The 12,073-nt window shown below is 44.3% G+C and carries 10 protein-coding genes and 1 pseudogene; 9 read left to right on the top strand and 2 right to left on the bottom strand.

The window, feature by feature from the left end; genetic code table 11:
- Positions 1 to 67: 67 nt before the first annotated feature.
- A complete protein-coding gene (locus HMPREF0083_RS01375) occupies positions 68 to 1,168 on the bottom strand; it encodes a GerAB/ArcD/ProY family transporter (protein ID WP_021619134.1) in 1,101 nt (366 codons plus the stop codon).
- 281 nt (positions 1,169 to 1,449) lie between these two features.
- On the opposite strand from HMPREF0083_RS01375, the gene cysK reads away from it, so the two are divergent.
- The 7 genes from cysK (at position 1,450) to HMPREF0083_RS01340 (ending at position 10,999) form a co-directional block, all read left to right on the top strand.
- Complete coding sequence (cysK, locus tag HMPREF0083_RS01370; protein WP_040301094.1) at positions 1,450 to 2,373, top strand: cysteine synthase A; 924 nt, start codon at positions 1,450 to 1,452, stop codon at positions 2,371 to 2,373.
- Positions 2,374 to 2,647: 274 nt separating this feature from the next.
- A complete protein-coding gene (gene serC, locus HMPREF0083_RS01365) occupies positions 2,648 to 3,745 on the top strand; it encodes a 3-phosphoserine/phosphohydroxythreonine transaminase (protein ID WP_021619132.1) in 1,098 nt (365 codons plus the stop codon).
- A gap of 164 nt (positions 3,746 to 3,909) precedes the next feature.
- Positions 3,910 to 4,767 (top strand): MurR/RpiR family transcriptional regulator, encoded by an 858-nt coding sequence (locus HMPREF0083_RS01360; RefSeq protein ID WP_021619131.1) that lies wholly within the window; start codon positions 3,910 to 3,912, stop codon positions 4,765 to 4,767.
- 177 nt (positions 4,768 to 4,944) lie between these two features.
- Entirely contained in the window at positions 4,945 to 6,303 is a 1,359-nt protein-coding gene (locus HMPREF0083_RS01355) for a GntP family permease (protein ID WP_021619130.1), read from the top strand.
- A gap of 34 nt (positions 6,304 to 6,337) precedes the next feature.
- Complete coding sequence (gene gntK / locus HMPREF0083_RS01350) at positions 6,338 to 7,879, top strand: gluconokinase (protein WP_021619129.1); 1,542 nt, start codon at positions 6,338 to 6,340, stop codon at positions 7,877 to 7,879.
- Between the two features lie 32 nt (positions 7,880 to 7,911).
- Positions 7,912 to 8,808 carry a phosphogluconate dehydrogenase (NAD(+)-dependent, decarboxylating) gene (gene gnd / locus HMPREF0083_RS01345; protein ID WP_021619128.1) on the top strand — a complete coding sequence of 299 codons (897 nt, stop codon included), beginning with the start codon at positions 7,912 to 7,914 and terminating at the stop codon, positions 8,806 to 8,808.
- A gap of 142 nt (positions 8,809 to 8,950) precedes the next feature.
- On the top strand, positions 8,951 to 10,999 hold the full coding sequence (locus HMPREF0083_RS01340) for a molybdopterin-containing oxidoreductase family protein (RefSeq protein ID WP_040301092.1): 2,049 nt from the start codon (positions 8,951 to 8,953) through the stop codon (positions 10,997 to 10,999).
- On the opposite strand, the pseudogene HMPREF0083_RS29205 reads toward HMPREF0083_RS01340, so the two are convergent.
- Positions 10,956 to 11,168: pseudogene (locus HMPREF0083_RS29205) on the bottom strand (hypothetical protein); the annotation flags it as partial. The gene HMPREF0083_RS01340 and the pseudogene HMPREF0083_RS29205 overlap by 44 nt on opposite strands.
- 8 nt (positions 11,169 to 11,176) lie before the next feature.
- Between HMPREF0083_RS29205 and HMPREF0083_RS01335 the strand changes: the two are divergent.
- Both HMPREF0083_RS01335 and HMPREF0083_RS01330 read left to right on the top strand, forming a co-directional pair.
- On the top strand, positions 11,177 to 11,560 hold the full coding sequence (locus HMPREF0083_RS01335; protein ID WP_021619126.1) for a polymorphic toxin type 44 domain-containing protein: 384 nt from the start codon (positions 11,177 to 11,179) through the stop codon (positions 11,558 to 11,560).
- 46 nt (positions 11,561 to 11,606) lie between these two features.
- On the top strand, positions 11,607 to 11,978 hold the full coding sequence (locus HMPREF0083_RS01330; protein WP_021619125.1) for a DUF5412 family protein: 372 nt from the start codon (positions 11,607 to 11,609) through the stop codon (positions 11,976 to 11,978).
- The last annotated feature ends 95 nt before the right edge of the window (positions 11,979 to 12,073 follow it).

The raw sequence follows: 12,073 nt of genomic DNA, 5'->3' as shown, positions 1-12,073 counted from the left end.
TTCCACCTTATGGATAATCAACAGGCGTGATATTGCAGAATATGTTAGGGCAGTTTTTATGATTTTTTTATATGGTCTGTCTTTTTTTCCAGCGGATATACAACGTAATATAAAGAAAAAACAAGACCGGAATGCCATAAGAAACAGTATAAGTTCCCCAGCTCCACCATTCGCTCATTATCTGAAGTTGATTATAGGTGGGAATATAAACAAAAGAAGAAGCGAGTATGAGTGACAATAAAATATATGCGGGCAGTTGCCAATTTTGTTTATTACAGAGTTGTTCGATGTTATGCGTGATAATAGAGATATAAGGGATGAATACAGCTGAAAAGATGAGCAGGTAAAATGACAAAAAAATAATTTCAAATCGTTCAAGAAAAGGGAATTGGATCGGTTTCACAAGCGTAAGTGTAGGCCATACAAACTTGGTAATTTCATCTGGACTAAAGTAAAGAAAGCAGCTTAATGTAATTTGTAAATAAACAAGTAAAGTAATACCATTACCAATCACAATCCCTTTAGCTGCTGCTTGCTTGTTTTTTAGATAGGGATAAAGGATAAGTGCGATTTCAAATCCGACAAATGAAACGATAGCTGGCGATACTCCATGTAAAACAGGGAGCAGGCCCTCTTTTAATAGAGGCAGCATAAAAATGAATTCGGCATCTTTTAAGGGTGCTAATAATAAAATCGGTAGCCAAAGTGTAAAAAAAAAGACAAACTCTGCGTATCGCGCAAAAATTCGTATACCACCGCGGAAAACCATATATGCAGGAATTATAAAAAGAACAGCGATCAGGACGCTAGAAGTGTTAGATAAAATCCATATTTTAATGAATAATAATACAGAATAAAAAATAATGATGGCAGTAAATAAGGCGCTAGATATCCAGGCAATGCTCCATACCTTCACAAGCCATTTTCCCAAGTAACGGGTGAGTATGTCATATAGACTGTCTCCCGGATGTTTGGCCATGACAGCAATCATGCATAAACTTACGATTGTAGCAATAAGCCATCCGACAACAATGGAAATCCATCCATCTGTGCTTGCCACCTTTGCTAGGTCTGAAGGCAAAGTCAGGATGCTCGTTCCTAACTGCGCTGCATTAATGCCAAGAATATATTGTAAGAGTGTGATCTCATTTTTTCGTGGCTTGTTCATGTATGATTCCTGCTTTGCTTTATTTCTTTGTCGTTTATACCCATTAATATGTGAAATTGGATATAAAAATATTCATTGGATACAACACCATTTAGATGAATAGACAATAGAAAAGGCTTGATATAAGTGAATTTTTCGCATCTATATAGAATTCACGTAACGTAGTAACAAAAATTCAGGTGGTTGGAAGAATAAAGCATGATAATTAAGACTGGATATGAAAAAACCTTATCTGTATACTTGGGATAAAGAGTGGAGGAATCGCAAAGAGGTGAATGGAAATGCGTGCACGTGTAGTGAATGGTATTCATGAATTAATAGGGGAAACACCTGTCGTTAAGCTGCGTCGTCTAACTAATCCAGATGATGCGGATGTATACGTTAAGCTGGAGAAATTCAATCCGAGCGGCAGCGTGAAAGATCGGGCCGCCTACAATATGATTGTCGAAGCGGAGAGGGCGGGGCATATAAAGAAAGGTTCAACTATTATCGAGCCAACCAGTGGCAATACGGGCATTGGTCTCGCGATGAACGCGGCGGCACGCGGCTATCGCTGTATTTTAATTATGCCCGATAACATGACGAAGGAACGGATTAGTATCCTGAAAGGCTACGGCGCTGAAGTTGTACTGACCCCGGCAGAGGAAAAGATGCCGGGAGCGATTCGTAAAGCGAAGGAGCTGGCGGAAAGCATTCCAGGCAGCTTTATTCCAATGCAATTTGAAAATGAAGCGAATTCGGATATTCACCGAAAAACGACAGCACCTGAGATCCTGCGTCAAATGGAGAATCGTCTGGATGCATTTGTTGCCACGGCCGGAACGGGTGGTACAATTACAGGTACGGGAGAAGTGTTAAAAGAAAAACTTCCTGATTTAAAGGTTATCGTAGTCGAGCCAAAGGGTTCACCGGTATTGTCAGGTGGCAAGCCAGGTCCACACAAGCTGGTAGGTACAAGCCCGGGCTTTATTCCGCCTATCTTAAATCAGGAGGTATATAATGAAATTATGCAGTGTGAAGATGAGGATGCGCTGCGTACAATGCGCGAACTGGCAGCGAAAGAAGGCATCTTGGTCGGACCTTCAGCAGGTGGTGCAGTATATGCGGCACTACAGGAAGCAAAAAAACTTGGCAAAGGCAGGCGGGTACTAGCTATTGCTGCAGATTCCGGCGAACGGTACTTGAGCATGGATATTTTTTCTTAAACGATTATAAAGCACGACGTGTAGCGACTGCACGTCGTGTTTGTTTCTATGTGGCACACTTGCGGTATCGATTAATTGTATCATTAAAAATGTGTGTTTATAGAATGGAATGTTCGGGTTTAGGCGGTTTTTTGTATTTTTTTAAGTAATAATGTGGAATTTCGATGATTTTTCCGTATGTTTTTCTTCAATTACGAAAACATCTCTTTTCATTTGCGAAAATTAGGTGTAGGATAGAAACAAAGTTTGTAACTCAACTAAGGAGTGAAGAGAGATGTTAAAACAGGCACAGCGCGCCTATAATTTTAATGCGGGTCCATCGGCTTTACCGCTTGCGGTTCTGGAAAAAGCGCAAAAGGAACTCATTGATTTCAAGGGAACCGGTATGTCGGTTATGGAATTGAGCCATCGCAGCGCTGCATATGAGCAGGTACATAACCAGGCGATTGCGTCTTTAAAAGAGCTTATGAACATTCCGGAAGAGTATCACGTACTGTTTTTGCAAGGCGGCGCCAGCACGCAGTTCGCGATGGTTCCAATGAACTTCCTGCCGCAGGGAAAAAAAGCGGGCTACGTTGTAACTGGAGCATGGTCTGAAAAAGCCCTAAAAGAAGCAAAAATGTTTGGTGATACGTATACAATCGCATCAACTAAAGAGACGAACCACAATCGCATACCTAAGCTTGATGAACTGGCATATGAAGCGAATACTGCATACGTTCATGTGACATCGAACAATACGATTTTCGGTACGGAGTGGTTTACATTCCCAGATACCGGCGATCTTCCGCTTATTGCGGATATGTCGAGCGATATTTTGTCCCATCAAATCGACGCCAGCAAATTTGCGATGATTTATGCGGGCGCACAGAAGAATCTCGGCCCATCCGGCGTAACGGTTGCGATTGTACGCCCAGATATGTTGGAGCGTGCAAATGAAAATGTACCGACAATGCTTCGTTATGACACGCATGTAAAGAATAATTCATTGTACAATACACCACCGACGTTCGGTATTTATATGCTTGGCCTTGTACTTGAATGGGCTAAAGAACAGGGTGGACTTGCCAGTATCGAGAAGATGAACCGTGAAAAAGCAGCTCTTATCTACGATGTCATTGACCAAAGTGAAGGATTCTATAAAGGCCATGCGGAAAAAGACAGCCGTTCGCTTATGAATATTACATTCCGTCTTGCATCGGAAGAATTAGAGAAGGAATTCCTTGCACAAGCAAAACAGGCCGGATTTGTCGGCTTGAACGGACACCGTTCTGTAGGTGGCTGCCGTGCATCTACCTATAATGCTGTTCCATATGAGACGTGCAAAGCACTCAGTGAATTTATGATTAATTTCCAGAAAAACAATGCCTAGAACATGAGAGAAAGAAGCCTCCGATTTTCTGATAAAATATCGGAGGCTTCTTTTCTTATGGGCCGGGTGAGACAGTGTAATCGCGCAGGCTTTTTTCAATCAGGTACGCATTGCTGCGGCCCATTTCGTTGTATAATAAAGTAAAAAAGTATAGGAGGAAACCAATGGACCAAAAACAGCAATCGAACAGCGTCAGCAGGCTGCGTTCCATGCTGGCGTCCTTGTCCGCCAAAGAGAGGTTGGCGGCCTGTTATATACTAGAAAAACCGGAAGAAGTTATTCATTCCTCGATTTCCGAGCTGGCAGAGAAAAGCGGCGTAGCGGAAGCGACTATTTTTCGGCTATGCAAGCGTCTCGGCTATAAGGGATATCAGGCGTTTAAAATTGCGCTGGCTCGGGATATTGTGCGACCGATTGAAAACATTCATGAAGAAATTACAAGTGAAGATAATATGGTACATATCGCACGAAAAATTTTTTCAAGCAGTATGGAAGCGATGAAAGATACGCTTGCGCTACTGGAGAATGAACCGCTTGAGTTGGCAGTGGAATATCTGGCAAACGCCAAGAAAATCGACTTCTACGGTTCGGGTGGCTCAGGTATTATTGCATTGGATGCATATCACAAATTCATCCGGACAGGCATACAGGTCATGGCACATACAGACAGTCACCTGCAGCTTATGTCCGCCTCGCTTCTGGACAAGGACTGCGTTGCAGTCGGTATTTCGCATAGCGGTAGCAACATTGACGTAGTAAGGGCGGTTCAGGTAGCGCGCGAACGTGGAGCGAAAACGATCGGGATTAGCAGTACGATGAAATCGCCGTTGACTCGTGCGGTTGATCTTTCCCTCTACACCACCTCTCGCGAAACTTTATTTCGTTCGGAAGCGATGGCTTCCCGCCTCGTGCAGCTATCGGTTATGGATGTCCTGTACGTAGGTGTGGCGGCACGCATGCAGGGTGTTACGCTTGAAAATCTACAGAAAATCCGTGAATCAATTGCGATCAAGCGATATTGAAGGGCTTATCCGACAGCCGATCCATCGTGGTAGGGTGTAGGATAAGCCATTTTTAACGTTTTTTATGAAAAAAAATTTCATTAGTGCATTTACTTTAGAAAAAATATTTTATATAGTGAAAGAGCATCCTCATACTATCATCTAGAAAACGCTAACATCATAAAGGAGAGAGACAGCATGAATTCTTTTCTCGGGCTCAGCCACAATGCCAGCCTGCTGGTATATACGGTTGTTGCCATTATTGGCCTTATCGTGCTGATTGCTAAGTTTAAGATCAATCCGCTTGTCGCCTTGATCTTAGCTTCATTATTCATCGGTTTATGCGCAGGTATGGATCTGTCTGCCATTTTGAAAGCGTTCGAAACAGGAGTAGGCGGCGTTCTAGGGTTTATCGCCATTGTGCTTGGACTCGGAACAATGCTGGGAAAAATGATGGCCGAATCAGGGGGGGCAGAGCGTATCGCTCAGACGCTTATTCGGTTATTCGGAGAGAAGAATGTACACTGGGCGATGATGTTTGTTGCATTCATTGTAGGGATACCAGTGTTCTTCCAGGTAGGTCTAGTGCTTCTGATCCCGCTTGTTTTTACGCTGGCGAAGCATACGAATACATCGCTTCTGAAAATTGGAATTCCGCTTACCGCAGGCTTGTCTGTTGTACATGGCCTGGTGCCGCCTCATCCGGCTGCAATGCTTGCGGTCGGGATTTACGGGGCGGATGTGGGTAAAACCATCTTTTACTCATTACTCGTAGGATTGCCTACAGCCATTATCGCAGGTCCGTTGTTTGGCTCGTTTATTTCTCGGCGTATTCAATTGAGCCCATCAGAGGAGCTTGCAGCCCAGTTTAGCGAGTCACAGCATAAAGAGCTACCTGGCTTCGGCATTACGGTATTTACAATTTTACTGCCGGTTATTTTAATGCTGTGCGCGACAGTGGCGGATGTAACGCTTGCAGAAGGCAGTGCGGTACGCACGTGGATTGATTTTATCGGAAGTCCGATCGTATCTCTTCTCATCGCACTGCTATTCGCGTTCTTTTCGCTCGGTTTTGCACGCGGTTTCAGCCGTGACGACATACTTAAATTTACGAATGAGTGTCTCGGACCGACTGCTACAATCTTGATTGTTATTGGAGCAGGTGGAGGCTTCAATAAAGTATTAATTGAGAGCGGTGTTGGTGACGCGATTGCAGGCATGGCCACACAATCCCACATTTCTCCGGTATTGCTTAGCTGGTTGATTGCAGGTTTGATTCGCGTCGCGACCGGATCGGCTACTGTGGCGATGACAACAGCGGCAGGTATTGTCGCGCCGATCGCTGCCGCAATGCCGGGTGTTAATTTGGAACTTCTTGTGCTTGCGACTGGAGCCGGCTCACTTATTTTATCGCATGTTAATGATTCGGGTTTTTGGTTGATTAAAGAGTTTTTCAATATGACTGTGACGCAAACATTGAAAACATGGACGATGATGGAGACGATTCTATCCGTCTCGGCACTCATCTTCATCATGCTGCTTGATATCGTGGTATAACCTAATAGAAGACAAGGAGTAAGGAGGCAGCCCTGTGAGTACGAACTACTGCATCGGGATTGACATCGGAACAACCAGCACAAAAGCCGTGCTCTTTTCGGAAAAGGGACAGGGGTTCGCAAGGCACTCTGTGGAGTACCCGTTGCATACGCCGACCCCGTCCACAGCGGAACAAGATCCAGAAGAAATCTATAAAGCGGTACTTGAGGTTCTCAAGCAGGTCACACGCAAAAGCGGTATCGAACCTGAACGTATCGCTTTCGTTTCGTTCAGCTCCGCCATGCATAGCGTTATTGCGATGGATGGGTCACATCGTCCGTTGACCCGTTGTATTACATGGGCGGATAACCGCAGCACAAAATGGGCGGACTATATTAAAAAAGAACAAAACGGACATGAAATTTATCGGTGTACCGGCACACCGATTCATCCGATGTCGCCGCTGGCAAAAATCGTCTGGATACGGGAAGAACATCCAGAGATTTTCAAGCGTACGGCGAAGTTTATTTCCATTAAAGAATACGTATTTTATCGGCTGTTTAAGCAGTACATTGCTGATTATTCTATTGCGTCAGCGACTGGATTATTTAATCTGGAGTATCTTTCCTGGGATAAACAGGCACTCAATGTTGCGGGCATTACAAAAGAGCAATTGTCTGTGCCGGTTCCAACTACACACGCAGTACAGGGAATGGATGCATGGGCGGCGAAAGAAATCGGACTTAATCCTGATACACCATTCATTGTTGGGGCAAGTGACGGTGTACTATCCAATCTTGGAGTAGGCGCAGTAGAACCGGGAGTTGTGGCCGTTACGATCGGAACGAGCGGTGCTATCCGTACTGTTGTTGAAAAGCCGGTAACCGACCCGAAAGGACGGATTTTCTGCTATGCATTGACCGATAAGCATTGGGTTATTGGCGGTCCAGTTAACAATGGTGGCATGACATTACGCTGGGTACGGGATGAACTGGCCGCGTCTGAAATCGAAACAGCAAAACGGCTTGGCATTAGTTCATATGATGTATTGACTAAAATCGCTAGCAACGTACGCCCTGGTTGTGATGGACTCCTGTTCCATCCTTATCTTGCGGGTGAGCGTGCGCCGCTTTGGAATGCCAATGCCCGCGGATCTTTCTTTGGCTTATCGTTACATCATAAGAAAGAGCATATGATTCGTGCTGTGCTCGAAGGTGTTATTTATAACCTGTATACGGTTTTTCTCGCACTAAAAGAGCTGATTCCGATGCCAAAACAAATTCAGGCGACAGGTGGCTTTGCTCGCTCGGCGCTCTGGCGGCAGATGATGGCCGACATTTTTGATCAAGATGTGTATGTACCGGAAGATTATGAAAGCTCCTGCCTTGGAGCGATGGTGCTCGGTTTATACGCGCTCGGTCGAACGGATTCGCTCGAAGTTGTATCGGAGATGGTGGGGGCGACCCATCATCATACGCCGAACCCGGAACATGTTGCCGTATATGCGGAATTGCTGCCAATTTATTTGCGTATCATGCGTAAACTTGAAGATGAGTACGAAAGCATTGCCGAGTTTCAGCGCAAGGCGTTGGGATAATAGTGAAAAATATGCAGAAGGAGTGATAGTTAATGAAAGTAGGATTAATTGGGCTTGGGAAAATGGGATACAACTTGGCACTTAATATGCTGGATAAGAAATACGAAGTTGTAGCATATGACACAATAAGCGAGCAAGTCAAAAAAATTACGGAAGAGGGGGCACAAGGCGTTAACTCTTTGTCAGCGCTCATACAAAACCTGGAGACGCCAAGAACAGTTATTATGCTTGTTCCGGCGGGCAACATTACTGGTCAAGTTGTGGATGAGCTATCTGGTTTGCTGGAAAAAGGCGATATTTTGGTTGATGCAGGGAATTCTAACTACAAAGACACACTGCTTCGTTACACACAGCTCAAGGAAAAGGGAATTTATTTTGTAGACTGCGGCACAAGCGGAGGAACAGAAGGTGCGCGGCATGGTGTATGCACGATGGTGGGCGGCGATGCAGAAGCGCTGGAGCGTGTTGCTCCGCTGTTTGAGAAGATTTCCATTCCGGACGGATTTCTCAAAGCCGGTGCTGCCGGTAGCGGCCATTTCTTGAAAATGGTTCATAACGGCATTGAATACGGAATGATGCAGGCCATTGGCGAAGGGTTCGAAATCCTCGATAAGAGTCAATTTGATTATAATTATGAAGCCGTTGCCCGTGTCTGGAACAACGGTTCCGTAATTCGCAGCTGGCTAATGGAATTGATGCAGAGCGCGTTCTCGAAACAGCCAAACCTCGAACATATTAAGGGCGTTATGAATTCGTCCGGAGAAGGAGTTTGGACGGTGGAAACCGCGATGGAGCTACAGGCCAACGCACCGGTTATCGCCATGTCACAATTTATGCGTTTCCGTTCACTTGAAGATGATACGTTCCATGGTAAAGTTGTTGCCGCATTGCGTAATGAATTTGGCGGTCATGCGATTGTAAGTAAATAGTAAAAAAGATATCGGATGTTTACCCGGTGACAAAAGCCTGCATTTGATTTACAGTAGTACTATCAAATACAGGCTTTTCGTATGTCATAAAAGATAGATGCATTCATACGCATCAAAATGATTAAAAGGCAGAGGTGAGAGAGTGAATACTTCGTATGCAGCACAAAAAGATGGTGTGTTTCCTTCCGTTTGCTCACTGGATTGCCCGGATATGTGCGGGTTGCTCGTTCATAAAAAAGACGGAAAAATCACTAAAGTTACAGGTAATCCCGAACATCCCGTGACCCAGGGCGCCATTTGTAATAAGGTGCGCAATATGACGGCGCGTATTTATGATCCGAAGCGTCTTACATACCCGATGAAGCGTGTGGGTGCAAAAGGAGAAGGCAAGTTCGAGCGTATTACATGGGAAGAGGCAATCGGAACGATTGCGGAGAAATGGAAAAAACTGATTGCCGAACACGGAGCCGAGAGCATTTTACCATATAGCTTTTATGGAAATATGGGAATTTTGAATGCAGAAGGAATGGACCGCCGCTTTTTTCATCGTTTAGGCGCCAGCCAGCTTGAGCGGACCATTTGCACCGCTGCTGGAACGATCGGGTATGCATATACGATGGGAGGTAGCTACGGTACGGATCCGGAAGAGACAACCGAAACAAAACTATTCATCTTCTGGGGCTGTAATGCAGTCAGTACCAATATGCATCAGGTTACATTAGCAGAGAAGGCACGTAAGAAAGGTGCACAGGTTGTTGTTATTGATGTGCATAAAAATCAGACAGGTCGCTGGGCCGATTGGTTTATTCCGATTCTGCCTGGAACAGATACGGCGCTTGCGCTCGGTTTGATGCATGTTCTATTTGCGGAGAATATGATTGATGAGACGTTTCTCGCCGACCATACTTTTGGCCATGAAGAATTGCGCGAGCATGTCAAACAATATGATCCCGCCAGCGTATCGTCGATTACGGGTGTGCCTGTCGAAGATATTTATAAGCTAGCACGAATGTACGGTACGGCTTCGCCTTCGTTTATTCGCATTGGCAATGGACCGCAACATCATGATAACGGAGGCATGTTTGTGCGTACGGTAGCTTGTTTGCCTGCGTTGACCGGACAGTGGCATGTCCGTGGCGGTGGTGCAATTAAAGGCAATAGCGGCTATTCAGCGGTTAACTTTCAGGCACTGCAACGGCCTGATTTGCTGAAGAACCATACGCGCTCGATTAATATGAACCAAATTGGCGAGGCACTGACAGAGCTTACTCCACCGATTTATTCGCTGTTTGTCTACAATAGCAATCCGCTTGTTGTTGCACCAAATGGAAATAAAGTGAGAGACGGGTTCGCGCGTGAAGATGTATTTACCGTCGTACATGATTTATTTTTGACAGAAACGGCACGTTACGCAGATATAATACTTCCGGCTACGTCTGCGTTTGAGAATCTGGATTTGTACACGTCTTACTGGCACTATTATGTGAATTTGCATCAGCCTGTAATAGAGAAGTACGGTGAAAGTAAGTCGAATGTAGAGGTATTTCGGCTGCTGTCAGAGGCGATGGGCTTCACGGAACAGGCGCTCAAGGATACCGAAGAAGAGATGATTCGCCAGATGCTTGACGATTCAGTGAATCCTTATTTGAATGGTATTACGTACGAAAAATTGCTTGAGACGCCTTATGTGAAGATTGACCGCAGCAAAAAGCCTGTATTTCCGGGTGCGCTGCCCACACCGAGCGGAAAAATTGAGCTGTATTCGGAACGGATGGAGAAAGAGGGCTTACAGCCATTGCCGACATATGAACCGATTCGGGAGGAAGAAACGTTCCCGCTTCTATTCGTGTCTGCGCCGAATCATAACTTTTTGAACTCGACATTTTCCAACAATGAGGTGCATGTGAGGCTGGAAAAAACTCCACGTCTGCATCTTCATCCAGAGGAAGCGCGTAAGCGTGGGATTGAAAATGGCGAAAAAGTACGGGTTTATAATCGACGTGGAGAGTGTGAATTGACCGCGTCTGTTGGTGAGAATGTGCTACCAGGTGTGGCTGTTAGCCAAGGGTTATGGGCGGAGTCCCCGGGAACGAAGCAGCTTGTTAATGTACTGACACCAAGTCGCCTGGCAGATATGGGCGGCGGGGCTACATTCTTCTCGGCCCGGGTAGAAGTAGAGAAATTATCTTAATAGGATGTTGCTTTTTATTTTGGAAAAGTCCTTGTACAGTAAGGGCTTTTCTTTTTATACTTACGAGTGTTCTTTTTGCAGCGTCAGCTTGCATGTTGGGCAAAACATGGCTATAAGTATCCAGCGTCATTTGAATCTTGCTGTGTCCTAACCGTTCAGAGACGACTTTATTTAAAAATGATGGAGGCAAATCTAAGAAAAGCAGCGATTTTGAACCCTAAGATTAATCCTTGGCTCGAAACTGCAATTCAATTTGCATTAAGGGTTAGACCAAATGGAGAGTGGGATTATAAGGTTGCAATTGGTTGGAATAAAACGAGAACGGTTATAGTAAGCGGGAAAAAATATTATATTGATGGTGAAGATATCGGGAATATTCATTACGGATATGTTGGAAGATACTTGTTTGATGGTACCACATTGCTAAAAGCTGGTGGCGTGGTTCAAAGATTACAAGGCAGATCTAAACCAGAATGGTTTGCAACATACTATGATGACCCTAAAGATTATGCTGCTGTAAGCAGAGGGATAAACTGGTATAACTCGGGTATTTTTAAATAAAAACAGTTATTTTCTTGATGTTAAAAATGACGGCGGGGGAAATATAGTGAAAAAGACAAATAAAATACTGCTATATAGTGGCGTATTTGCTCTTTGTATTATTCTAATCGCCGCATTTAATTACAAAAAAATAGCTTATTATTTTGCTTTTGAAAGTACATTTTTCATACAAAAAGGGAAGTTAGTAAATGAAATTAAATCGCCAGACAAGACATACACAGCTATGGTATATTGGGATGAATCCGATGGTGCGCTTAGGGTTGATGCTAAAAAAAATATACTCCAAAATCGGATGATCTATTGGAGTTGGCATGAAACTCAAACTGATGTAAAGTGGATTGATAATTATAAAATAATTATCAATGGAAAAACGTTAGATGTTCGTAAAGACAAATACGACAAAAGGACAGATAAATAAAAATAAAATAAAAAGGGGCTGACTCCATAGCCATCAAGTTAAGAACAGGATATAAAAAGACAAAAAAAGGACCATCCTTATTCAGTATGAATCTG

The organism is Aneurinibacillus aneurinilyticus ATCC 12856 (assembly GCF_000466385.1).
GTDB classification, from domain to species: Bacteria; Bacillota; Bacilli; order Aneurinibacillales; family Aneurinibacillaceae; genus Aneurinibacillus; species Aneurinibacillus aneurinilyticus.
Note: the sequence above shows the minus strand (reverse complement) of the source record. Positions and strands in the feature narration are given on the sequence as shown.

Coding starts and splice junctions, on each gene's coding strand:
- cysK (WP_040301094.1), top strand. CDS start 1,450: ATGCGTGCACGTGTAGTGAATGGTATTCATGAATTAATAGGGGAAACA.
- gnd (WP_021619128.1), top strand. CDS start 7,912: ATGAAAGTAGGATTAATTGGGCTTGGGAAAATGGGATACAACTTGGCA.
- HMPREF0083_RS01375 (WP_021619134.1), bottom strand. CDS start 1,168: ATGAACAAGCCACGAAAAAATGAGATCACACTCTTACAATATATTCTT.
- HMPREF0083_RS01360 (WP_021619131.1), top strand. CDS start 3,910: ATGGACCAAAAACAGCAATCGAACAGCGTCAGCAGGCTGCGTTCCATG.
- HMPREF0083_RS01335 (WP_021619126.1), top strand. CDS start 11,177: ATGATGGAGGCAAATCTAAGAAAAGCAGCGATTTTGAACCCTAAGATT.
- serC (WP_021619132.1), top strand. CDS start 2,648: ATGTTAAAACAGGCACAGCGCGCCTATAATTTTAATGCGGGTCCATCG.
- HMPREF0083_RS01355 (WP_021619130.1), top strand. CDS start 4,945: ATGAATTCTTTTCTCGGGCTCAGCCACAATGCCAGCCTGCTGGTATAT.